The following is a 23,213-nucleotide window of genomic DNA, read 5'->3' as shown; positions in this document are numbered from 1 at the left end:
ACAGGACATGCAAGGGACGAACGTGCCGGAAGTCATTTTTCCAGGACCCGAAGGGCGCCTTCAGGGGCGCTATCAGCCGGCCGGCAAACCGCGCCCGCCGGTCGCCATCATCCTGCACCCCCACCCGCAGGGCGGCGGCACGATGAACAATGCCATAACGCTCGCCCTCTACCAGATGTTCGTGAAGCGCGGCTTTGCGACCCTCCGGTTCAATTTCCGTGGCGTCGGCCGGTCCGAAGGCACGTTCGACAATGGCATCGGCGAACTTTCGGATGCCGCCTCCGCCCTCGACTGGCTGCAGGCGATGAACCCCGAATCCTCGGGCACATGGGTTGCGGGCTACAGCTTCGGCGCCCTGATCGGCATGCAGCTTCTGATGCGCCGGCCCGAGGTCAAGGGCTTCATCTCGATCGCGCCGCCGGCCAACATGTATGATTTCGGCTTCCTTGCCCCCTGCCCGTCCTCGGGCGTGATCGTGCAGGGCACCGGAGACGAAGTGGTGACCGAACCCGCCGTCCAGAAGCTGGTGGACAAGCTGAAGACCCAGAAGCACATCACCATCGATTATGAAAAGATCGAGGGAGCGAACCATTTCTTCATCAACGAGATGGACGAGATGATGGGCCGGGTGGAGAATTACCTCGACACCCGCCTGATGAGCGGACGCTGAGAGGCGCACACCGCTGAAGCCGCGCCGGACCTTCGGAAAGGGCGCGGCGGCCTGAAACTCTCTGTCTTACGCAAAGGCGCGCCTGCGGGTGCGCCTTTTTCGTGCCGTCCCTCTGCCATGCCGGCATAGGGCACAAACTGCATCGGTCGCCACCAGACAGGTCGTGAAACAGCCAAGCATTACACAGTGTTGCGTGGCAATGCTTTGTCACGCTTGCCCCATGGCTGGCGGAAGGGGGTGCTGATATCAGGATTGCGGGTCCAAGAAACAGATCCTGAAGGGACGAACATGAAAAACAGATTTCTTCTCGGCGCACTCGCGCTCGGCCTCGCCGCCACTGCGCCTGCCAAGGCTCTCACCGCGGTAGATTTCAGCCAGCCGGCCGTAACGGGCGCCTCGTCGTTCACGCGCGGCTTCAGCTTCGAACTGACGCAATCGGTGCTGGTCGATTCCCTTGGCTGGTATGACCATAACCGCGACGGGCTGGCGAACAGCCACCAGATCGGCATCTGGGACAGCAATGGCAGTCTCGTGCTCGGCGGCACCGTTTCCGCCGGCACGGCTGGCGAACTGGATGGTTTCTTCCGCTACACGACCGCACTTTCCGGCAATGCCCAGCTTGCTGCAGGCACCTATGTCATCGGCGGCCTGTCCACTGCCAGCGATGTGCTTGTCTATGGCTTTTCGCCCAGCGCCATCCAGTTCGGTCCGGAACTTCAGTATCTTGCCAATGCCCGGAACAGCAACGCCATTTTCTCCCGCCCTGACCTCACGCAGAGCAATCTGGATATCGGCCTGTTCGGGCCGAACTTCCGCTACACGCTCTCGGGCGCCGTGCCCGAGCCTTCCACCTGGGCCATGCTGATCGTGGGCTTCGGCCTGATTGGCGGCGTTCTTCGCCAGAAAGGCGCGGCAGACGCGCGGCTTGGCGGCCGCTGAGGCCAGCAACGCCGGCCACCGGCACTGCCCGTGAAGCATCGAAAGCCCGGCCCTGGCCGGGCTTTCCCGTATCTGACCAGACCCGGCCGCTCCGGCATGATCGGCCGCAAAAAAGGGGACCGAGTATAACGACTTTTGTTGCAGTTTGATGACGTGCCGTTGACATGTTTGTTGCAGATGCATAGCTTCGTTGGCGAGGGAGAGACTTCTGGAGGCGTCAGGCGCACAGATACGCTGACGTGGAAGCAGAGGTGGTGACCCTTCGAACCCATCGAAGGAGACAGATGCCATGACCAAGACGATGATGATCCTGATCGCGGCCGCGCTGGCGACGCCGGCGATGGCTTCCGATGCGCAGATGGTCCGCTATGCGGATCTCAATCTCGAAAGCACGGAGGGCCGCGCCACGCTCGAGCGCCGTCTCGATCGCGCGGTTCGCAGCCTCTGCGCTGTCGACCCCGGTTTCCGCAGCAATTTCGTCAGCGAGGATGAAGCACGCTGCGTCTCGGCGACGCGCGCTTCGCTCTCGGGCAAGCTGGATCAGGCAATCACCGCCAGCCGCGCCAGCAACCTGCGCACCGCAGGCCTCTGATCCGAAGGCCCGTCAGCGGGCCTGATAATAGCTGAATGCACGGCGGGCCGTTCCGGTAGCGGCCCGCCCTTTTTTTCAGCCGGCCCACTGGATTGCGCAACCGGCTTGCAGCCGGCTTCAGGGCCGGGAGATGCGCCCCCCTGTCATCGGGCGGCCGACTCCTGTCGTTTCAGGCCAGCTGATCGGCAGGCCCTTCAGCACCCGCACCGCAAGCCAGGCGAAGGCTTCGGCCTCCATGGCATCGCCGCGCCAGCCATGGGCCTCCACCGGCTCCACCGGAATGCCGCATCGCCCGGCCATCATCCGCATCAGCACGGGGTTCCGGCGGCCGCCGCCTGTCACCAGCAGCCGGCCGAGCCGCACCGGCAGCCGGGCAAGGGCCAGGCGGATGGTTTCCGCGGTGAAGGCGGTCAGCGTCGCCGCCCCGTCCTCGGCGCTCAGCCCTTCCACATGGGCGATCGAAAAATCGCCCCGGTCCAGTGATTTCGGGCCAATTGCCTCGAAATAGCCCGTTGCCGCCATGCGGGCGACCAGCGCCTCATGCACCCGGCCCGCCGCCGCCATGGCGCCATCGGCATCATAATGGCCGCGCCCGTGGCGGGCGGCCCAGTCATCGATGAGGCCATTGCCCGGCCCGGTATCGAAGGCGCCCCAGCCTGTGTCGGAAAACCAGGTGAGATTGCCAACGCCCCCCAGGTTCAGAACGCCCATCGGCCGGGAAAGGCCCGAAGACAGCGCGCGATGATAACCGGGGGCCAGTGGCGCCCCCTCTCCGCCGGCCGCAACATCCGCGCTGCGGAAATCATGCGCGACCATGCGCCCGGTCAGCCGGGCCAGCAGGTCCGCGTCGCCGATCTGCCATGTGAAGGGGGCGGGGTGGCCGCTCGATGGCGGACGGTGGGCGACTGTCTGTCCGTGAAAGCCGATGAGACTTGCCGAATCCCCGCCCGGCAGCAACGCCACCGCCTCGGCATGGGCAAGGGTGAGCACATGTTCGGCTTCGGCGATGAGCGGGTCGGGTCCGGGGCGGGGCAAGGTCAGCGCATGGGCGGCGGCCCGGCGGATCAGGGCGCGTTCGGCATCGGTCCAGGGGCGCTCGGCGAAGGAAAGGGGGCGCACATGCCCTTCCCCGTCGGTCTCGATGAGGGCCGCGTCGACCGCGTCGACCGAAGTTCCGGACATCAGCCCGACAACGAGATGCTTTTCAGCTGCCATGCCAGCCCTTACAGCGTTCCCCGTCATGACCTACAAGTCCCAATATCTGCAGACGCTCGCCGCGCGCGGCTACATCCACCAGCTGACCGACGCCGAGGCGATCGACCAGCGTGCCATGAAGCCCGGGCTCATGGCCTATGTCGGCTTCGATCTCACCGGGCCGTCGCTTCATGTCGGGCATCTGATGTCGATCATGATGCTGCGCCGGCTGCAGCAGCATGGCGGCAAGCCCATCGCGCTGATGGGGGGCGGCACCACCAAGGTGGGCGACCCTTCCGGCAAGGACACGGCGCGCCAGCTGCTCGACGATGCCGCCATCGCCGCCAACAAGGCCTCCATCCGCCGCGTTTTCGAACGTTTCCTGCGCTTCGATGACAGCCCCACGGGCGCCATCATGCTCGACAATGCCGAATGGCTGGACCAGCTGAAATATATCGAGTTCCTGCGCGACTATGGCCGGCATTTCTCGGTCAACCGCATGCTCACCATGGATTCGGTGCGCCTGCGGCTGGAACGCGAACAGCCGCTGTCCTTCCTTGAATTCAACTACATGGTCCTCCAGGCCTATGATTTCGTCGAGCTGCACCGCCGCTACGGCTGCGTGATGCAGATGGGCGGCTCGGACCAGTGGGGCAACATCATCCAGGGGGTCGATCTGGGCCGGCGCGTGCTGGGAGCCGAACTCTACGGCCTGACAACGCCGCTGATCACCAACGCCGACGGTTCGAAGATGGGCAAGACCGCCGCCGGCGCCGTCTGGCTCAACGCCGACATGCTGCCCGACTGGGATTACTGGCAGTTCTGGCGCAATGTCGATGACCGCGACGTGGGCAAGTTCCTGCGCCTGTTCACCGACATGCCTGACGACGAAATCACCCGGCTGGAAGCACTGGAAGGCGCGGACATCAACAGCGCCAAGGTGGCGCTGGCCAATGCCGCGACCGCTTTGTGCCGGGGCGAGGATGCCGCCCGCACGGCCGAGGAAACGGCGCGCGCCACCTTTGCCGAAGGCGGCGCCGGCGGATCGCTGCCGCAGGCCGCCCTCGCCTTTCCGGCGCCGCTCGTCGATGCGCTGGTTGCAACCGGGCTTGCCGCATCCAAGGGCGAAGCGCGGCGCAAGATCGGCGAAAAGGCCGTGCGCGTGGATGGCGAGGTGGTGGCCGATGCCGCGCACATGATCGCCGGCCCGGCGAAACTGTCGCTTGGCCGCAAGCGCCACGCCCTGGTTGTCAGCACTTGATCCTTCGCGCCTGAAACAGGCTCAACCGCCACGCAGCGTGGCGACGGCGGCATCCTTCTCGAACAGATAGAGAAGGAGCCGCGCCGCCGCGCCGCGCTGGCCTTCCAGCCCGCCATCGCGTGACATCAGCAGCCGCGCGTCGGCATCGGCAGCCGGCAGCAGTCGCTCCACCTGTTCGGGCGTCGCCACCTGGAAACCCTGGTCGCCTGACTGGCGCGTGCCAAGCAGTTCGCCAGCGCCACGCAGCCTGAGATCGGCCTCCGCGATCACGAATCCGTCGTCGGTCGCGCGCATCATCTTCAGCCGCTCGCGCGCAGCGGCAGACAGCTTTTCCCCGCGCAAGAGCAGGCAGACGGATTTCGCCGTGCCCCGGCCGACCCGGCCACGCAGCTGGTGCAACTGGGCAAGGCCGAATCGCTCGGCCGCCTCGATCAGCATCAGGCTGGCGTTGGGCACATCCACCCCCACCTCGATCACCGTCGTGGCAACCAGAAGCTTCGCCTCGCCGCGCTGGAAGCGGGCCATTTCCGCATCGCGCGCGGGGCCGGGCAGCTTGCCATGCACCAGCGCCACCGTATCGCCGAAGCGGGCCTTCAGCATCGCCGCCCGGGCCACCGCCGGGGCAGCCGCGTCCGGCTCGGCCTCGTCTTCCGCCCCGGCATCGAGCAGCGGGCACACCCAATAGGCCTGCGCGCCGGTCGCCAGATGGCGCCCGAGCGCTTCGAGCACTTCCTCCAGACGGGCAAGCGGCACCACGCGCGTATCCACCGGCTGCCGGCCGGGCGGGCGTTCGGCCAGCCTGGAGACATCCATCTCGCCGAAATGGGCAAGCGCGAGCGAACGCGGAATGGGCGTGGCCGTCATCACCAGCAGATGCGGCGGGCGTTCGGCCTTGTCGGCAAGCATCATCCGCTGGGCGACACCGAAGCGGTGCTGCTCGTCCACCACGGCGAGGCCGAGGTCGCGATAGACCACGGCCTCCTGGAAGATGGCATGGGTGCCGACGAGAATGTCGATCTCGCCAGCCGCAAGCCGGTCGAGCAGGGCCTGACGCGTCTTTCCCTTGTCCCGCCCCGACAGGAATCCCAGCCGCACCGGCAGCCCGTCGAGCAGCTTTTCCAGAGTCGCATGATGCTGGCGGGCGAGAAGGTCCGTCGGGGCAAGCAAGGCCCCTTGCGTGCCGGCTTCCACCGCGATCAGCAGCGCCATCAGCGCCACGACCGTCTTGCCGCTGCCCACATCGCCCTGCAGCAGCCGCAGCATCGCGGCCGGGCGCGCCATGTCCCCGGCGATTTCGGCGACAGCCTGTGTCTGCGCACCCGTCAGCCGCCAGGGCAGGCCATCGAGAAGCGGCCGGGTCAGCCGCCCGTCCCCGGCGAGCGCACGCCCACGCGCACGCCGCCGCTTCGCCCTGACCAGCGCCCAGGCAAGCTGGCTGGCGAACAATTCGTCGTGGGCCAGCCGGTCACGGGCAAGGGCGCTGTCCTCCCGGCCATGGATCTGCGCCAGCGACTCGGCAAAGCCGGGCCAGCCATTCTTCGATAGCAGGCTCGGCTCGATCCATTCCGCCAGCGGCGGAACGCGCTCGAGCGCTGTGGCAACCAGGGTCGCGATGCGCCGGCTCGTCATGCCCTCGGTCAGCGGATAGACCGGCTCGGCCTCGGGCATGGCGCCTTTCGGAAGCTCGGGGTGGACCATCTGCCAGCGACCGTTCCACAGCTCGGCCTTGCCGGCCACAAGGACTGTCGCGCCAACCGGAAGCCGCTGGGCAAAGCCATGGGCGCGCGGCCCGAAGAAGGCGAGCATCAGGCTGCCGCCGGCATCGTCCTCGGCAAGGATGCGGAACGGCCCGCGCCCGCGCGATGGCTCATGCGCGATGACATGCACCCTGAGGGCGATGCGCGCACCCTCGACCGCCTGCGCCAGCGACGTGATGGCGCGGGTGTGGCGCCAGCCCGCCGGAAAGTGGAACAGAAGGTCGCGCACGCGGCTGATGTCCAGCCGCTCGAGCGCGCGCACGGCGGCTGGGCCGACACCGGGCAGGGATGCCGCAGCCGCAAACAGGGGGTTGAGCCGTTCCGGGCGCATGGCCTAGGGCTATGCCCAAGGACAGGGCGGCCCGCAATCAGGGGGGTGCGCCCCGATGCCCGTTGCTTAAACCCGATGCGGAGACCGGCATGCCCATCCCCGAAGTCGCGCGAAAGGCCACGCTGTGGCGCGCCCACCACCGCGGCACCAAGGAAGCCGACATGCTTGTCGGCGGTTTCGCCGACCGCTGGCTTGACGGCATGACGGATTCCGAATTCGCCTGGTTCACGGCCCTTCTCGAAGAGCAGGACGTGGACATCCTTGCCTGGGCCTTCGGCCGTGCCGAGCCGCCGCCCCACCTCGCCGGGGCGATGATGGAGCGGCTGCGCAAGCTCGATTACATCGGCCTCGTCGAACGCTAGGGGCCGGCATGCTTCCGATCGACGCGATTGCCGCCGCCCGCCAGGGCCTGCGGATCACGGGCGCGCCAGCCGGCCTGATGCCGCTGCTGATGGCGGGCCTGGCCCGCGCCGCCGGGCTGGATGGCGCCCGCGCGGTCCTTATTGCGGCGGATGAAGCCGCTGGCCGCGCCGTGGTCGAAGCCGCCCCCTTTTTCGCGCCCGATGTCCGCCCCATCTGGCTCCCGGCGTGGGACTGCCTGCCCTATGATCGCGCCTCGCCGGCGCAGAAGGTGCTGTCGGACCGGCTGGCGGCGCTGGCGGCGCTGGCCCGCCCGCCGCAAGGGGCGGAGCTTCTCGTCACCACCGTATCGGCCGCCACCCAGCGGCTGCTTCCGCCCGATCTTGTGCGGCAGTCCAGCCTCGAAATCCGCAAGGGCGCGCAGATCGGCCGGGACGCGCTGATCCAGACGCTGCAGCACGCCGGCTATACGCGGGTGGAATCCGTGGCCGACGCCGGCGATTTCGCGGTGCGCGGCGGCCTTGTCGATCTCGTGCCGCCCGCCCAGGATGCCGAGGGCCCGCCACGCGGCTACCGGCTGGACTTCTTCGGCGACGAAGTGGACGCCATCCGCGTCATCGATCCGCTGACACAGCTGACCACCGGCCGCAGCGACGGCTTCACCCTTCTGCCTGTTTCCGAACTGCTGCTGGATGACACGCGCATTCGCGCCTTCCGCGCCGGCTGGCTGGAACGATTCGGCGCCGATGCCACGGCGGACCCGCTCTATCAGGCTGCAAGCGAAGGCCGTCGCATGCCGGGCCTCGATCATTTCCTGCCGCTTTTCGAACCGGGCCTCGTGACCCTGTTCGACTGGCTGGGCAGCAATGACATGGTGGTGACAGACGGCAGCCACAAAAGCGCGGTGGACGCCCGCTACGAGGCCATCACCGATTATTACCAGAACCGGATTGCCGCCCTTTCCGGGCCTATGCGCGGCAAGAAGGGGCCAAAGCTCGGGGCGTCGCTCTATCGCCCGCTACAGCCTGAGGCCCTGTACCTGACAGCCGAGGATTATGCCGGGCGTCTCGCCGCGCACCGCGCGCACAGCTGCGCAGTCCTGCCGGGCGACCATGGGCAGGATGGCGCCGGGGTCGATCTGGGCGGGCTTCCGGCCCAGGATTTCACCGCCGCCCGCGTTGCCGCCGCGGCCGGCGGGCCGACGATCCACGCCGCAATCGTCGAACGGCTGGAAGCCGCCCGCGCCGAATCGCGAAAGCTGGTGCTGGCCGCCTATTCCGAAGGCTCGCGCGACAGGCTTTCGGGGCTTCTGGCCGAACATGGGGGCAAGGCCTTCGCCATGGCGGGCGGCTGGCAGGAAGCGCTGGGGCTGGCTGCCGGCGGGCAGGTGCCGATGGTCGTGCTGCCGCTCGATTCGGGCTTCCGCCACCCCGATGCCGAAGTCTGGACCGAGCAGGACATGCTGGGCGACCGGATGGTGCGCCGCCGCTCGGCGCGCAAGGCCGACGCCTTCCTGAAAGACCTCCAGACACTCGATCCCGGCGAACTCGTCGTCCACCAGGAGCATGGGATCGGCCGCTACCTCGGCCTGACACCCATCACCGTGGCCGGCGCCGCCCACGATACGGTGGCGCTGGAATATGCCGGCGGCGACAAGCTCTACGTGCCGGTCGAGAACCTCGACGTGCTCTCGCGCTACGGCTCGGAATCGGAAGGCGTGGCGCTCGACCGGCTGGGCGGCACGTCCTGGTCCCAGCGCAAGGCGCGGATGAAGGAGCGCATCCGCGAGATTGCCCATGAACTGCTGAAAACGGCTGCCCTGCGCGCCACCCGCCCGGCCGACGCCTTCGAGGTGGACCCCCAGGGCTATGCCGCCTTCGTCGACAAATTCCCCTGGGCCGAAACCGAGGACCAGCTGCGCGCCACGGCCGATGTGATCGAGGATCTGGCCGCTGGCCGGCCGATGGACCGGCTGGTGTGCGGCGATGTCGGCTTCGGCAAGACCGAAGTGGCCCTGCGCGCGGCCTATGTGGCGGCGGCATCCGGCTCGCAGGTGGCCGTCGTCTGCCCGACCACCCTTCTCGCCCGCCAGCATGCAGCGGGCTTCCGCGAGCGGTTCGAGGGTACGGGCCTGAAGGTTGCGGCCCTGTCGCGGCTGGTGTCCGCCGCCGAGGCGAAGGCCGCGCGCGAAGGGCTGAAGGACGGTTCGATCGACATTGTGGTCGGAACCCACGCCATCCTGTCGAAGAGCGTGGAATTCGCGCGCCTCGGGCTGGTGATCGTCGACGAGGAGCAGCGCTTCGGCGTCACCCACAAGGAGCGGCTGAAGGCGTTGCGCGCCGATGTCCATGTGCTGACACTGACGGCGACCCCCATCCCCCGCACGCTGCAGATGGCGCTTTCGGGCATCCGGGAGCTTTCCGTCATCGCGACGCCGCCGGTCGACAGGCTGGCCGTGCGCACCACGGTCGCCCCCTTCGATCCCGTCGTCGTGCACGAGGCGCTGCTGCGCGAGCATCACCGCGGCGGTCAGAGCTTCATCGTGGTGCCGCGCATTTCCGACATTCCCGACATCGAGGCGTGGCTGCGCGCGGAGGTGCCGGAGATCCGCTTCGTCACCGCCCATGGCCAGATGGCCGCCGGCGAGATCGAGGAGCGGATGACCGCCTTCTACGAACATCGCCACGACGTGCTGCTGGCGACGACCATCATCGAATCCGGCCTCGACATCCCCAGTGCCAACACGCTCATCGTCCACCGTGCCGACATGTTCGGCCTTGCCCAGCTCTACCAGCTGCGCGGGCGGGTGGGCCGCTCCAAGCGGCGGGCCTATGCGCTGTTCACGACAGACCCCGACGGCGCCATCACCGTGGCCGCCGAAAAACGGCTGCAGGTGCTCGCCGGCCTCGATTCGCTCGGCGCGGGCTTCGAGCTCGCCAGCCATGATCTCGACCAGCGCGGCGCCGGCAACCTGCTGGGCGACGAACAGTCGGGCCATATCCGCGAAGTCGGCTTTGAACTTTACCAGTCGATGCTGGAAGACGCGATCCTGGCCGCCAAGGCCGAGGCGCGCGGCCTGAAGCCGCCCGAGGATCCCTCAAGCCCGACCATATCGGTCGATGCGCCGGTCATGATCCCGGAAGACTATGTGCCCGACCTGGCGCTCAGGATGGCGCTCTACCGCCGGGTGGCGGACCTGAAGGACAAGGCCGGGATCGAGGCGCTGGCGGCCGAGATGATCGACCGCTTCGGCCCGCTTCCCGAGGCGGCTTCCAACCTGCTGAAGATCGTGGAAGCTCGGAACGCAGCCCGCAAGGCAGGGATCCAGAAGATCGAGGTGGGGCCCAAGGGCGCACTCGTCACCTTCGTGAACGACAGCTTCCCCAACCCGCTGGGCCTTGTCGAGTGGATCAACCGTCTGAAGGGGCAGGCAAGGCTCAGGCCAGACCAGAAGCTTTTCCTGGCACGGGATTTCGGCAATGGTCAGGCGCGCCTGTCCGGCGCCGTCTCGCTGGCGCGCGGGCTGGCCCAGGCGGCCATCCAGCAGACAGCAGGCGCCACGAAACCGGCTCCGCAGCCCACTCAGCCCCGGCGGCCGCCGACGCCGGCTGTCTTCCGCTCCAAGAAGCGTTGACAAGTTACAGCGATATCTTGGAAAAAAAGGTTAACATGCGAGTTGCAACCGAAGCCATAATGTAGCATCGGGAGTGCCATGTCATCCCGGTCCCGCATCAGCCCGGCTTCCCGGAGGCAGGCACCCGACAGAGTGCTTCCAAAGCAGCGCGGTCGCCCACGTGGCACCGACAACCCCTCTTCGGCCCGCATCCTCGAAGCCGCGCGCGAACAGTTCGCCATCCATGGCTATGCCGGGGCCAGCACGCGCATGATCACCGCGCGAGCCGGCGTGGACAACGCCATGGTGAGCCATGCCTTCGGGTCGAAAATGGGCCTGTGGCGGGCGGTGGTGGACGATATGACCGAAAAGGTCGGCCCGGTCCTCGAAAGCCTGAAAACGGAAGACGATATCGAACTGGCGATCCGGCGGATGATCGACATGATGTGCGACACGCCCTTCCTTGCCCACTTCGCCCTGACGGAGGCGATGCGCACGGGCGACCATGCCGATTATGTGTCGGAACGTCTGACGCCCCTGTTCCGGACCTATGTCGCGACCCTGTTCGCCAAAAGCGGGCGGCGCCCGGGGCAGGGCGCGCCCGAATTGATGGGCCTTGCCGTCTTCAGCGCCATAACGCTCTCGATCGCGGCGCGGCGGCGGCTCGTACGGCTGATGCCGCAACTGGAGGACGAAGAGCATTTCCGCGCCACGCTGAGCGCCTCGATGCTGGAACTCATGCTCTCGCCCGCCCCAGCGGACTGACGCAACCGGCGCCCGGCCAGATCCGGGCCGGTGCGGCGGCGCGGCCCTTCAGGAACCGCGCCCCGCGCGTCAATCAGCCCTTCCGGCTTTCGATCCAGCGGTCGATCTTCTGGTCCAGCACCTCCAGCGGCAGCGCACCGGACATCAGCACCTGCTCGTGGAAATCGCGGATGTCAAAGCGCTTGCCCAGCGCCTTTTCCGCCCGCTTGCGCGCGGCCTGGATCCTGAGGTCGCCCACCTTGTAGGCAAGCGCCTGGCCCGGCATCGCCACATAGCGGTCCACCTCGTTCACCACATCGGTTTCGCCCTGCGATGAATTGGCCAGCATATAGTCGATCGCCTGCTGCCTGCTCCAGCCCTTGTGGTGCAGGCCGGTATCCACCACCAGCCGCATGGCGCGCAGCATCTCGTCGTCGAGGCGGCCATAATATTGATAGGGGTCGGTGAACATGCCCAGTTCGCGGCCGAGGCTTTCGGCATAGAGCGCCCAGCCCTCGACAAAGGCGGTGTTGCCGCCAAAGCGCTGGAAGGCCGGCAGGGCCTCGTTTTCCTGTGCCAGCGCGATCTGGAAATGATGCCCCGGCGCACCCTCGTGCAGATAGAGGGTTTCCATTCCCGGCGTGGTTCGGCTGGGCAGGTCATAGGCGTTGAAATAGAAGATGCCCGGCCGCGCGCCATCGGGCGTGCCCGGCTGATAGGAACCTCCGGCCGCGTCCTTTTCCATGAAATCGGGATAGGGCCGTATTTCGAGCTTCGTCTTCGGCAGGGTGGAAAACAGCTTCGGCAGCGCCACGTCGACGCGCTTGCCGATGTCGTAATAGCCCTGCGTCAGCGCCTCGCGACTTTCCGGCTTGAACTTCGGGTCGGTGCGGATGTGCTCGAAAAAGGCCTTCAGGTCACCCTTGAAGCCGACCTCGCGCATCACGGCGCGCATTTCCCCGTGGATCCGGCGGACTTCGGACAGGCCGAGGTCGTGGATTTCATCCGGCGTCATCGCCGTCGTCGTCTGGCTGGCGACGAGGTGGCTGTACAACGCCGTCCCGCCCGGCATGGACAGAAGGCCCGGCTTCTCGTTCCCGCGCGCGGCGGCAAGATAGTCATCGCGCAGGAAGTCACGGATGCGGGCATAGGCCGGCAGCACCTTTTCTCCGACAGCGCGGGCATAGGCGTCCGTCAGGCGCGCGCGCTCCGCCTCGGGCACGGTGTCGGGAAAATTGCGCACCGGCATCATCAGCGGCATCTCCTCGACACCACCGGCCACGAAGCCGTCGAACTGGCGCAGCATCCGTTCGCTCACCAGCTTCGGCTGCACGACACCGGTGGCAAGGCCCTGGCGCAGACGCGCCAGAACGCCGTCGAGCGTGGCGACGAAACCGTCGAGCCGCTTCAGATTGTCCTCATAATCCTTCACCGTTCGGAAGGGCGCGGCCGACTTGCCGGAAAACAGCTCGGGCACGAAGATGTGCACGCCGTTGAAATGGTCGACCGGGCGGACGACGGTTGCCGCCATGATTTCGGGCGCATGGCCCTTCAGGTCCATCTCGCGCTGCCATTTGAAGACATCGTAGCTGATCCGCTCGCCATCGCTCAGCCGGTCGCGGTCGATGGCCGCCAGCGCCTTCAGGTCCGCCTTGATGGCGGCCTTTTCAGCCGCGAAATAGGCGTCGCTGATGTAATCGCCGAACTGGTCGGCATAGCGCATGTCACCACGGAACAGGGCGAACAGCGGGTTGCGCGCAAGCTGGGCTTCGTCGCTCTGGCGGAACAGCGCCGCAAGCTTCGCGGATTCGCTGGCGGCATCGGCTTGCGGCGCCGGTGCTGCGGCGGCCGGCGCGCCAGCCGGCGCGGGGCCATGGGCAAGCACCGGGGCGGCCAGCAGGGCAAGCACGAGAGCGCTTGCTGTCGTCATGATGGTCTTCGGCATCGTTATTCTCCCGATTTTTCCGTTTCCCGCATCCTTCGGCCATGCTGCCGCCTGCCGAAATCCTGCCCTCTGTCAGTCGTGTCTCAGTCGAGCGCCATGATGCGGCCAGAGGCCATCACGAAGCGCATCGCCTCCAGGCTGCGCGGATCGGTCAGCGGGTCGCCCGATACCGCGATGATGTCGGCCGACTTGCCCGGCGCGATGGTGCCGATCTCGTCCGACAGGCCGAGCATCTCGGCAGCGCCGGTGGTTGCCGAAACGAGGGCCGCACGCTGGGTCATGCCGCCCTTCTCCACCATCAGCGCGAATTCACCGGCGTTGCGGCCATGTTCGAACACGCCCGCATCGGTGCCGAAGGCAATGCGCACGCCCGATTTCAACGACGCCTGCACCTGCTTGCCCCACATCTCCAGCGTATCGCGCGCCTTCTTCTCCACGGGCGGGGTATAGACATCCTTGCCGACCCGGTCCTCCAGCCCCTGCAGGGCCATCAGGGTCGGAACCATCCAGGTGCCCTTCGCCTTCATCACGGCAAGGGTCTGCGGGCTGGAATAGGTGCCATGCTCGATGGTGGTCACGCCGGCTTCGGCGGCCCCCCTGATGCCATCATCGCCATGGGCATGGGCGGCCACCTTCAGCCCGAGCGCGCGCGCCGTATCGACGATGGAGGCCATTTCGGGCGACGTGAAGTGCATCCCCAGGCCGCGCGCCTGCTGGGAAAGCACACCGCCGGTCGCCGTGATCTTGATGACATCGGCGCCGCGCCGCGACGCCTCGCGCACGCGCGCCGCGCACTCGACAGGGCCGGTGCAGACATTTTCTTCCCCAAGCGCCGTCACGATGTCGGGGCGGAAGCCCGAAACATCGCCATGGCCGCCGATGATGGAGATGGCGGGGCCTGATGCGATGATGCGCGGGCCGGGCACATGGCCCCTGGCGATGGCGTCGCGAAGGGCAAAGGCGGAAAGCTTCGACGAGCCGAGATCGCGCACCGTGGTGAAGCCGGCCTTCACCGTGAGCAGCGCGTTCTTCGCGCCGACGAGCGACTGATATTCGCTGGTGTCGACCGCCTGCTGCCAGAAGGCGTCATCGGGATCGCCTGTCAGGTGAACATGCGAATCGATGAGACCCGGAAGAACGGTTGCCCCCGACAGATCGATCACGCGCGCGCCCGCGGGCGCAGGGGCGCCGGCCGGCAGGACCGCCTTGATGCGGCCGCCTTCCACCAGAATGGACGCCGGCCCCGAAGCGCCCTGGCGCGGATCGGCGATGAGCCGCCCGGCGCGGATCAGCACGGGGGCGTCCGCCGCAGACACGGCCTGCCCTGACACGGCCTGCGCGGCCTCGGCAGACGCCGCGCTGGACCAGAAGCCGGAAAGGATGCATGTGGCGGCAAAGCCTGCAAGCATGGCGCGGACTGGCATGAAGAGTGGACCTTTCGCTCGATGTGGCCGGCCTCCGGGGCCTTGCCCCGGATGGGTCCGCCTGCTCTAGCGAGCGGCCCGGCAGGTTGACAAGGCGGCGTGTGTGTCCTAGTGCGCGCGCTTTCCGCGGCAGCCCTCCGCCCATGGCGGGGCCGCCGTTTTCAATGTCTTTGGTGATGAGGACGTCTGACATGTTCGCGGTGGTGCGCACGGGTGGCAAGCAGTATCGGGTCGCGGCTGACGACCAGATCGTCGTCGAGAAGCTTGACGGCGAAGCCGGCAGCAAGGTGACGCTGGAAGACGTTCTGCTCGTCTCCGACGGCGGCGCCCTGAAGGATGCGGGCAAGGTGAAGGTGATGGCCGAGATCGTCGCCCAGAACCGTGGCGACAAGGTGATCATCTTCAAGAAGCGTCGCCGCCACAACTATCGCCGCAAGAACGGTCACCGTCAGTACCAGACGGTGCTGAAGATCCTTTCGATCGCGTAACAGAGGAGCCCCCAGATGGCACATAAGAAGGCAGGCGGCTCGTCCCGGAACGGCCGCGATTCGCAGGCAAAGCGTCTTGGCGTGAAGCGTTTCGGCGGTCAGGAAGTGCTCGCCGGCAACATCATCGTCCGCCAGCGCGGCACCCGTTTCTACCCCGGCACCAATGTCGGCATCGGGCGCGACCATACCCTGTTCGCCACCGCCGACGGGCGCGTGGAGTTCCACGACGGCAAGCAGGGCCGGAAATATGTGTCGATTCGCGTGGCTGAAGCGGCTGAATAAGCCCCCGCACATCGCACTGGACGAAAGGCCGGGCTTGCCCCGGCCTTTTGCATTCAAGACGGCACACGCATCATGATGTTTCTCGATCAGGCGAAGATCCACCTCAAGTCCGGCTGGGGCGGGGATGGCTGCGTGAGCTTCCGCCGTGAGAAATTCGTCGAATATGGCGGCCCCAATGGCGGCGATGGCGGCAAGGGCGGCGATATCGTGTTCGAGGCGGTGCCCGGCCTCAACACCCTGATCGACTTCCGCTACACCCAGCATTTCAGGGCCGAGCGCGGCAAGGGCGGCATGGGCTCCGACCGGCATGGCGCCAACGCCAGCACGCTGGTCATCCCCGTGCCCGTGGGCACCCAGATCCTGGCCGACGACGAGGAACGCACCCTGCTCGCCGACATGACCGAGCCGGGCCAGAAGGTGACGCTGCTCAGGGGCGGCGATGGCGGCAAGGGCAATGCCCATTACAAATCCTCCACCAACCGCGCGCCGCGCCAGTTCCAGAAGGGCTTTCCGGGGCAGGAAATGTCCGTCTGGCTGCGGCTCAAGCTGCTGGCCGATGTCGGCCTCGTCGGGCTGCCCAATGCCGGGAAGTCCAGCTTTCTCAATGCCGTCACCAATGCCCGCGCCAAGGTGGGGGCCTATGCCTTCACCACGCTGAAGCCGCAGCTGGGCGTTGTCTCGCACCGGGGCCGCGAATTCGTGATGGCCGACATTCCCGGCCTGATCGAGGGTGCAGCCGACGGCGCCGGAATTGGCGACCGCTTCCTCGGCCATGTCGAGCGGTGCCGCCTGCTTCTGCACCTTGTCGATGCGGGCGGCGAATCGCCCACCGCAGGCTATGACATCGTGCGCGGCGAGCTGGAGGCCTATGGCGCCGACCTTGAGGACAAGCCCGAAATCGTCGTGCTTTCGAAATCCGATACCGCCGATGGCCGTCGCATCTCGGCTGTCAGCCGCGCGATCGAGCGGCGAACCGGCGAAAAGCCGCTGGTCGCCTCGGCGATGACGGGCGACGGCATGGCGAAGGTGCTCGACGCCATCTTCGAGCGGCTTTTCCCGGCAGACACCGGCAACGGTGACAAGAAGGGTGACAAGGACGGCTGGTCCCCCCTCTGACATGGCAGCCCGGCGCACCGGCCCTGCAATCGGGTCTTGACGAAAGACCCGGTGCCGATGGACGGGACCGGGATGGACATGAGCGCTGTGGGCACACCCCTTTCCGACGCCGCTTCGAGAGCCGCGCTGTTCGCGCCCGGCGGCGCATCGCGCCTCGTGGTCAAGGTCGGCTCGTCGCTTCTCGTCGCGCCCGATGGCGCGGTCAGGCGGGCCTGGCTGGAAACGCTGGTCGATGATCTCGCGCAGCGGCGCGCAGCCGGCCAGCAGATCCTGCTCGTCTCGTCGGGGGCCATCGCCCTCGGATCGCGCCGGCTGGGCCTGCCGAAGGGCGGTCGCGCCAGCCTGGAGGACGCGCAGGCCTCCGCCGCCACCGGCCAGATCCTGCTGGCCGGCCTCTGGGCGGAGCTTCTGGGCGCGCACGGCCTGACGGCGGCGCAGATCCTCGTGACGCTCGGCGATTTCGAGGACAGGCGGCGCTTCCTCAATGCCTCCGCCACGCTCGACCGGTTGCTGCAGCTGGGCGCCATTCCCATACTGAACGAGAATGACACGGTCGCGACCGAGGAAATCCGCTTCGGAGACAATGACCGCCTGGCCGCCCGCGCCGCGCAGGCGGGTCGCGCCGACGCCCTGATCCTGCTGTCGGACATCGACGGCCTCTATACCGCGAACCCGGCGGAAGACCCGGAGGCCCGCTTCATCGAAACCGTGCCCGACATCGGCGCCATCGCCCATATGGCGAGCAGCGCGTCTTCGTCCGGCATGGGCTCGGGGGGCATGGCCGCCAAGGTCGAAGCCGCCCGTATCGCCCATGTGGCGGGCGTGCCGGTTGCAATCGTCGCCGGAAAGCCCGATCATCCGCTCCAGCGCTTTGCCGAAACGGGGCGTGGCACCATCTTCACTGCGCCCGATGCGCTTTCGGCGCGCAAGGCCTGGCTTGCCGGGCGGATGCAACTGCTGGGGCGGCTGCATGTGGATGCGGGGGCCGCGCGCGCGCTCGGCGAAGGCAAAAGCCTGCTTGCCGCCGGGATCGTCCGGGTGGAAGGCGGGTTCCGCCGCGGCGACGCGGTGGACGTGATCTGCCCTGATGGCCGCGCCATCGCTAGGGGCCTCGTCGGGTATGATGCCGCCGATGCGCGGCTGATCGCCGGAAAACGAAGCGACGAGATCGCCGGCCTTCTGGGGTATGCGCCCCGCTCGGCCATGATCCACCGAGACCAGATGGTGATGCTATGACAGACAAGACCAGTTCCGCCGCGCAGGATGCCAGCGCCATGATGGCCGACATGGGCGCCCGCGCCCGTTCCGCCGCGCGCGTGCTTGCCGGCACCCCCACGGCGCGCAAGGCGGCCGCCATCCGCGCGGCCGCAGCCGCCATGCGCCGCCGCGAAGCCGAAATCCTCGCCGCCAATGCCGGGGACATGGCCGCCGCCTCCGGCCTTTCCGCCGCCATGCAGGACCGGCTGAAGCTGACGCCCGAACGGATCGAGGGAATCGCATCGGCGCTCGAGGCCGTTGCCGGCCTGCCCGACCCGGTGGGCGAAACCATCCGCGAATGGACCCAGCCCAACGGTCTGAAGTTCCGCCGTGTGCGCGTGCCGCTCGGCGTGGTGGGCATTGTCTATGAATCGCGGCCCAATGTCACCGCTGATGCCGGCGCGCTGTGCCTGATGGCCGGCAATGCCTGCATCCTGCGCGGCGGCAGCGAGGCGCTGGAAACCTCGAAGGCGATCCATGAAGCGCTGCTGGAGGGCCTGCGCGCCGAAGGCCTGCCCGAAGACGCCATCCAGCTGGTGCCCACGGCCGATCGCGCGGTGGTGGGCGCGATGCTCGCGGCGTCCGGTCTCATCGACATCCTCATCCCGCGCGGCGGCAAGGGGCTTGTGGCGCGCGTGCAGGCGGATGCACGGGTGCCCGTGCTCGCCCACCTGGATGGCAACAACCATGTCTATGTGGACGCAGGCGCCGACCCTGAAATGGCGCGCCAGGTCGCGCTGAACGCCAAGATGCGGCGCACCGGAATCTGCGGCGCCATGGAAACGCTGCTGATCGACAAGGCCGCCGCCGGCCAGGCGCCCGGCCTGCTGAAGACCCTTCTGGATGCCGGCTGCGAACTGCGCGTGACACCCGACCTCATCGCCCTCGATCCGCGCCTGAAGCCCGCGACCGAAGAGGACTGGGACACCGAATATCTGGAGCCGATCGCCGCCGTCGCCACGGTTGACGGGGTGGAGGGCGCCATCGCCCATATCGAGGCCCATGGCAGCCACCATACCGACGCCATCATCACCAATGATGAAAAGGCCGCCACCCGCTTCCTCGAAGCGGTCGATTCGGCCATCGTCACCTGGAACGCCTCCACCCAGTTCGCCGATGGCGGCGAATTCGGCTTCGGCGCCGAAATCGGCATCGCAACCGGCCGCCTGCACGCGCGCGGCCCCGTGGCGCTGGAAGGCCTCACCACCTACAAGACTCTGGTGCTTGGCACCGGCCAGGTGCGGCCCTGAGCAGCCTGACCAGCGCCATGGCGCGGCGGGAGGGACGGACTTGAGGAAAGGCCATGCGGTCGGCCTGATGGGCGGCTCCTTCAACCCCGCCCATGGCGGCCACCGGCGGATGAGCCTCGAGGCCATGCGCCGCCTGGGGCTGGACGAGCTGTGGTGGCTGGTTTCGCCCCAGAATCCGCTGAAGCCGGCCGCCGGCATGGCGCCGCTGCAGGCACGGCTGAAATCGGCGGAGAAGGTAGCGCGCCACCCGCGCATCCGCCCCATGGCGATCGAATCCGAACTGGGCACGCAACGCACCGTCGATACGCTGGAAGCGCTGTGCAAACGCTATCCCCATGTGCGCTTCCTCTGGCTGATGGGATCGGACAATCTTGCCCAGTTCCACCGCTGGGCGCGCTGGCGCGACATTGCACGGCTTGTTCCGATTGTGGTTATGGCGCGTCCGTTGTATGCTGGGAAAAGCCAGCTTGCACCGGCCATGGGCTGGCTCAGGCGATATCGCCGCAAAAACCCCGCCGGTTGGAGGAACTGGGCCCTGCCCGCCATCTCTCTGGTCCATTTCGGCCTCGACACGCGGTCAGCGACCGCGATCCGCCGCACCGACCCGGACTGGGCGGACGCCCTCCTCAAGACACAGGAACCCCAGGATTGAAGACCCCCCAGACCAGTGCCGGCCAGACCAGCGCCGGCCCTGACACGGCCGACGCGAATGTGGAGGCGCTCCACACGCTGATCCTCCAGTGCCTCGAAGACGGGCAGGCCGAAGACATCGTGTCCATTCCGCTCGCCGGGAAGAGTGCGATTGCCGATTACATGGTGGTCGCGAGCGGCCGGTCCACCCGGCAGGTCGCAGCCCTTGCGCAGCGGATCGAGCAGGAAGCAAAGCAGAAGCTCGGGCGGCAGGTTCGCACCGAGGGGCTGACTGCGGCCGACTGGGTGCTGATCGACGCGCAGGACGTGATCGTGCACCTGTTCCGCCCCGAAGTGCGGCAGTTCTACGGGCTCGAAAAGATGTGGGCCTTCGATTCGGCGGGCGCGCCGGTGCGCGCGGAAGGCGCCCGGCCCTGAAGCTGCACATCCTGGCCCATGGCAAGGCCGGCCATGGGCCCGAGGCCGAGCTGACACAGCGCTATCTGAAACGCACCCCCTGGCCAACGGCCCTGACTGAACTGGGCGAGGGGGCGCCCTTTCCCCCGCCGCCTTCCGGCAGCATCACCGTCGTGCTGGATGAACGCGGCAAGGCGCTTTCCAGCGAGGAACTGGCCCGGCACATGGGCCGCTGGCGGGACGAAGGCGTGCGCGAACTGCGCTTTCTTCTCGGCCCCGCCGATGGCCACAGCCCGGAAACGCGGGCCGGGGCCGATCTCGCCCTCGCCTTCGGCCCGGCGACATGGCCGCATCTGCTGGCCCGCGCGATGCTGGCCGAACAGCTCTACCGTGCTGTCTCGATCCTCTCGGGCCACCCTTACCACCGTGCCTGATGCAGGGCCTGATGCAGGGCCTGATACGGGCCGCCATGCCTGCGGCGTGGCGGTGCTTTCATGCGCCGTTCAAGCTGCTAGAGTGATGATGATCCATTACGGGCAGTGCCCGGGTGATGACAGTTGATGCAGGTGTCGCAGATGAAGCGCATGTCCCGTCTCTTTCTTGCTGCCGGCGCCGTGGCGGCCCTGGCTGCGCCCGCGCCATCCCTTGGCGCGGAAAAGCCGGCGGCCGGCAATGCAGCCGCCGATTCCGGCAACCCGAGCTGGCGGCAACTCGACACGCTGATGGACGTATTCCTGAAAGTGCGCGAAGCCTATGTCGAGCCGGTGGACGACGAACGCCTGATCGAGGGCGCGATCAACGGCATGCTTGCCAGCCTCGACCCGCACTCCTCCTATCTGGATGCACGCGACAGCGAGAACATGCGCACCCAGACGCTGGGCGAATATGGCGGCCTCGGGCTGACCGTCACGTCGGAAGATGGCGCCGTGCGCGTGGTGGCCCCGACTGATGAAACGCCAGCCGCCCGCGCCGGCATCAAGGCCGGTGACTATATCACCCACATCGACGATGCGCTGATCTTCGGCTCCTCCCTCAACGACGCGGTGGACAGGATGCGCGGCGACCCCGGCAGTTCCATCAAGCTGACGATCGTGCGCCCCGGCGAACAGAAGCCGCTCAGCTTCACGCTGGTGCGCGAAGTGATCCGCATGCGGCCGGTGCGCTGGTCGAGCCAGGGCAATGTCGGAGTTATCCGCATTTCCACCTTCAACCGGCAGACGGGCGAAGCCACGCGGGAGGCCGTGACGGCTCTGTCGAAGCAGATCGGGCCAAATCTGGCGGGCTATGTGCTTGACCTGCGCTCCAATCCCGGCGGCCTTCTGGACCAGGCGATCGAGGTGACGGACACCTTCCTCGAACGCGGCGAGATCGTTTCACAACGCGGGCGCGGAAAGGACCAGGTGGACCGCTATTTCGCCCGTGCCGATGATCTTGCGGGCGGCAAGCCGATCGTGGTTCTGGTGGATGAAGGCTCGGCCTCGGCCGCCGAAATCGTGGCGGGCGCGCTGCAGGATCATCGCCGGGCGCTGGTGATCGGGCAGAAAAGCTTCGGCAAGGGCTCGGTGCAGACCCTGATCCCGCTGGGGCCGGACAATGGCCTGCGGCTGACGACGGCGCGCTACTACACGCCCTCGGGGCGCAGCGTGCAGGAAGCCGGGATCGAGCCGGATATCCATGTGCCGCAGCTGACGGACCCTTCCCGACAGGAGCGCCCGCGCCTGCGCGAAGCGGATCTTCGCAACCACCTGCTGGCCGAAGGCGCCGCCGATGACCGGCTGATCGAGGATGATGGCAAGACCAATCCGCGCTTCGACCGCACGGCCGAAGCGCTGAAGGAAGCCGGCATCACCGACTTCCAGATGGATTATGCCGTCAGGATCCTGAACCGCACCGCCACCGCGCGGCCCGAACGCCGCGCCGGCTGAACGGGGGGCACCATGGCGCCGGCACGACAGGCATCGCTGTTCCTTTTTGCCGTTTCCGGCACGCTCCTTCTGGGGGCGCTGGCTTTCCAGCACATCGGCGGGCTTGCGCCCTGCGAGATGTGCTACTGGCAGCGATACGGGCATCTTGGCGTGCTGGTACTCGCCCTTTCGGGCATGGTTTCCGGCAACCGCATCCTTGCGCTTCTTGCCATTCTCGCGATGCTCCTGTCCGCCGGGCTGGGCGGTTTTCACATGGGTGTCGAACAGGGCTGGTGGCCAAGCCCCACCGGCTGCACGGCGAACTTCCAGCCTGGAATGAGCCAGGCCGACATGCTTGCCGGCCTGCTCGAAACCCCGCTGGTGCGCTGCGACGAAATTCCGTGGAGCCTGATGGGCCTTTCGATGGCAGGCTGGAATGCCCTGATATCGGCCATGGCGGCAATCGGCGGGCTGATCCTCTGGAGACGTGCATGAGACTGGCAGGCGACCCTCTTCCCGATACCGCGGCGATGATCCGGGTGGACCATGCCGGCGAATATGGCGCAGCGCGCATCTATGCCGGGCAGCTTGCCGTTATGGGCAACCGCGCCGCCATTTCGCCGGAAATCGCGCGCATGGCGCAGCAGGAGGAAAAGCATCTCGAGGCCTTTGACCGGCTGATCCGCGAACGTCGGGTCCGCCCGACCCTCCTGATGCCGATCTGGCATGCCGCGGGCTTTGCCCTGGGCGCTGCATCCGCCCTTGCCGGGCCGAAGGCTGCGATGGCTGTCACGGCTGCCGTCGAGACCGAGATCGACCGTCATTATCAGGCACAGCGTGACCAGCTGGACGGCGACGATCCGGAGCTCGAGGCCATGATCGCCGACTTCCAGGAAGAAGAGCTGGAGCATCGCGACACTGCACTCGACCATGGCGCGGAACAGGCGCCGGGCTGGCCGCTGATGTCGGCCTTGATCCGCCTGGGCTGCCGCGCCGCCATCCGGATTTCCGAACGGATCTGACAGCCGGCAGGGCCAGC

At 67.4% G+C, this 23,213-nt stretch carries 22 protein-coding genes; 18 read left to right on the top strand and 4 right to left on the bottom strand.

Going from position 1 to position 23,213, the window contains the following annotated elements:
• The first annotated feature begins 22 nt into the window (after positions 1 to 22).
• The 3 genes from ACUJ46_RS02790 (at position 23) to ACUJ46_RS02780 (ending at position 2,201) form a co-directional block, all read left to right on the top strand.
• On the top strand, positions 23 to 670 hold the full coding sequence (locus ACUJ46_RS02790) for an alpha/beta hydrolase (RefSeq protein WP_445388919.1): 648 nt from the start codon (positions 23 to 25) through the stop codon (positions 668 to 670).
• A gap of 288 nt (positions 671 to 958) precedes the next feature.
• A complete protein-coding gene (locus tag ACUJ46_RS02785) occupies positions 959 to 1,609 on the top strand; it encodes a PEPxxWA-CTERM sorting domain-containing protein (RefSeq protein WP_445388918.1) in 651 nt (216 codons plus the stop codon).
• Between the two features lie 289 nt (positions 1,610 to 1,898).
• Positions 1,899 to 2,201, top strand: coding sequence for a UrcA family protein (locus ACUJ46_RS02780; RefSeq protein ID WP_445388917.1), 303 nt, complete (start codon positions 1,899 to 1,901; stop codon positions 2,199 to 2,201).
• Positions 2,202 to 2,318: 117 nt separating this feature from the next.
• On the opposite strand, the gene ACUJ46_RS02775 is transcribed toward ACUJ46_RS02780, so the two are convergent.
• Positions 2,319 to 3,416: an anhydro-N-acetylmuramic acid kinase gene (locus ACUJ46_RS02775; RefSeq protein WP_445388916.1), complete on the bottom strand. Its 1,098-nt coding sequence runs from the start codon at positions 3,414 to 3,416 to the stop codon at positions 2,319 to 2,321.
• Between ACUJ46_RS02775 and tyrS the strand changes: the two genes are divergently transcribed.
• On the top strand, positions 3,415 to 4,656 hold the full coding sequence (gene tyrS, locus ACUJ46_RS02770) for a tyrosine--tRNA ligase (RefSeq protein WP_445388915.1): 1,242 nt from the start codon (positions 3,415 to 3,417) through the stop codon (positions 4,654 to 4,656). The genes ACUJ46_RS02775 and tyrS overlap by 2 nt on opposite strands.
• A 21-nt stretch (positions 4,657 to 4,677) precedes the next feature.
• On the opposite strand, the gene recG is transcribed toward tyrS, so the two are convergent.
• The gene (gene recG / locus ACUJ46_RS02765; protein WP_445388914.1) at positions 4,678 to 6,744 is read right to left on the bottom strand and encodes an ATP-dependent DNA helicase RecG; all 2,067 of its coding nucleotides are present in this window, start codon (positions 6,742 to 6,744) and stop codon (positions 4,678 to 4,680) included.
• Between the two features lie 89 nt (positions 6,745 to 6,833).
• On the opposite strand from recG, the gene ACUJ46_RS02760 reads away from it, so the two are divergent.
• From ACUJ46_RS02760 to ACUJ46_RS02750, 3 genes are all read left to right on the top strand, one after another.
• Entirely contained in the window at positions 6,834 to 7,106 is a 273-nt protein-coding gene (locus tag ACUJ46_RS02760) for a succinate dehydrogenase assembly factor 2 (RefSeq protein WP_445388913.1), read from the top strand.
• An 8-nt stretch (positions 7,107 to 7,114) separates the two neighbouring features.
• A complete protein-coding gene (mfd, locus tag ACUJ46_RS02755) occupies positions 7,115 to 10,738 on the top strand; it encodes a transcription-repair coupling factor (RefSeq protein WP_445388912.1) in 3,624 nt (1,207 codons plus the stop codon).
• A 132-nt stretch (positions 10,739 to 10,870) separates the two neighbouring features.
• Positions 10,871 to 11,482, top strand: coding sequence for a TetR/AcrR family transcriptional regulator (locus ACUJ46_RS02750; RefSeq protein WP_445388911.1), 612 nt, complete (start codon positions 10,871 to 10,873; stop codon positions 11,480 to 11,482).
• Positions 11,483 to 11,555: 73 nt separating this feature from the next.
• On the opposite strand, the gene ACUJ46_RS02745 is transcribed toward ACUJ46_RS02750, so the two are convergent.
• Complete coding sequence (locus tag ACUJ46_RS02745) at positions 11,556 to 13,406, bottom strand: DUF885 domain-containing protein (protein WP_445388910.1); 1,851 nt, start codon at positions 13,404 to 13,406, stop codon at positions 11,556 to 11,558.
• A gap of 83 nt (positions 13,407 to 13,489) precedes the next feature.
• A complete protein-coding gene (locus tag ACUJ46_RS02740) occupies positions 13,490 to 14,830 on the bottom strand; it encodes an amidohydrolase family protein (RefSeq protein WP_445388909.1) in 1,341 nt (446 codons plus the stop codon).
• 191 nt (positions 14,831 to 15,021) lie between these two features.
• Here ACUJ46_RS02740 and rplU point away from each other — a divergent pair, with 191 nt between their 5' ends.
• The 11 genes from rplU to ACUJ46_RS02685 all read left to right on the top strand — a co-directional run bounded on the left by rplU (position 15,022) and on the right by ACUJ46_RS02685 (position 23,196).
• Positions 15,022 to 15,318 (top strand): 50S ribosomal protein L21, encoded by a 297-nt coding sequence (rplU, locus tag ACUJ46_RS02735; protein WP_445389524.1) that lies wholly within the window; start codon positions 15,022 to 15,024, stop codon positions 15,316 to 15,318.
• 15 nt (positions 15,319 to 15,333) lie between these two features.
• Positions 15,334 to 15,600, top strand: a complete 267-nt coding sequence (rpmA, locus tag ACUJ46_RS02730; RefSeq protein WP_445388908.1) for a 50S ribosomal protein L27 — start codon at positions 15,334 to 15,336, stop codon at positions 15,598 to 15,600.
• A 72-nt stretch (positions 15,601 to 15,672) separates the two neighbouring features.
• Positions 15,673 to 16,716, top strand: coding sequence for a GTPase ObgE (gene obgE / locus ACUJ46_RS02725; RefSeq protein ID WP_445388907.1), 1,044 nt, complete (start codon positions 15,673 to 15,675; stop codon positions 16,714 to 16,716).
• 78 nt (positions 16,717 to 16,794) lie between these two features.
• Positions 16,795 to 17,952, top strand: coding sequence for a glutamate 5-kinase (gene proB, locus ACUJ46_RS02720; RefSeq protein ID WP_445388906.1), 1,158 nt, complete (start codon positions 16,795 to 16,797; stop codon positions 17,950 to 17,952).
• Positions 17,949 to 19,223 carry a glutamate-5-semialdehyde dehydrogenase gene (locus ACUJ46_RS02715; protein ID WP_445388905.1) on the top strand — a complete coding sequence of 425 codons (1,275 nt, stop codon included), beginning with the start codon at positions 17,949 to 17,951 and terminating at the stop codon, positions 19,221 to 19,223. The genes proB and ACUJ46_RS02715 overlap by 4 nt, the downstream gene beginning before the upstream one ends.
• Positions 19,224 to 19,290: 67 nt before the next feature.
• Positions 19,291 to 19,875: a nicotinate-nucleotide adenylyltransferase gene (locus ACUJ46_RS02710; protein ID WP_445389523.1), complete on the top strand. Its 585-nt coding sequence runs from the start codon at positions 19,291 to 19,293 to the stop codon at positions 19,873 to 19,875.
• Positions 19,876 to 19,934: 59 nt separating this feature from the next.
• Positions 19,935 to 20,291, top strand: coding sequence for a ribosome silencing factor (rsfS, locus tag ACUJ46_RS02705; RefSeq protein WP_445389522.1), 357 nt, complete (start codon positions 19,935 to 19,937; stop codon positions 20,289 to 20,291).
• Positions 20,288 to 20,704: a 23S rRNA (pseudouridine(1915)-N(3))-methyltransferase RlmH gene (locus ACUJ46_RS02700; RefSeq protein WP_445389521.1), complete on the top strand. Its 417-nt coding sequence runs from the start codon at positions 20,288 to 20,290 to the stop codon at positions 20,702 to 20,704. The genes rsfS and ACUJ46_RS02700 overlap by 4 nt, the downstream gene beginning before the upstream one ends.
• A 150-nt stretch (positions 20,705 to 20,854) precedes the next feature.
• Positions 20,855 to 22,195, top strand: a complete 1,341-nt coding sequence (locus ACUJ46_RS02695) for a S41 family peptidase (RefSeq protein WP_445389520.1) — start codon at positions 20,855 to 20,857, stop codon at positions 22,193 to 22,195.
• Between the two features lie 12 nt (positions 22,196 to 22,207).
• Positions 22,208 to 22,669, top strand: a complete 462-nt coding sequence (locus ACUJ46_RS02690; RefSeq protein ID WP_445388904.1) for a disulfide bond formation protein B — start codon at positions 22,208 to 22,210, stop codon at positions 22,667 to 22,669.
• Positions 22,666 to 23,196 carry a demethoxyubiquinone hydroxylase family protein gene (locus ACUJ46_RS02685; protein ID WP_445388903.1) on the top strand — a complete coding sequence of 177 codons (531 nt, stop codon included), beginning with the start codon at positions 22,666 to 22,668 and terminating at the stop codon, positions 23,194 to 23,196. Before ACUJ46_RS02690 ends, ACUJ46_RS02685 begins: the two co-directional genes overlap by 4 nt.
• Positions 23,197 to 23,213 lie beyond the last annotated feature (17 nt).

The organism is Sandaracinobacteroides sp. A072 (genome assembly GCF_052616365.1).
This window is presented reverse-complemented; position numbering and strand designations above follow the sequence as displayed.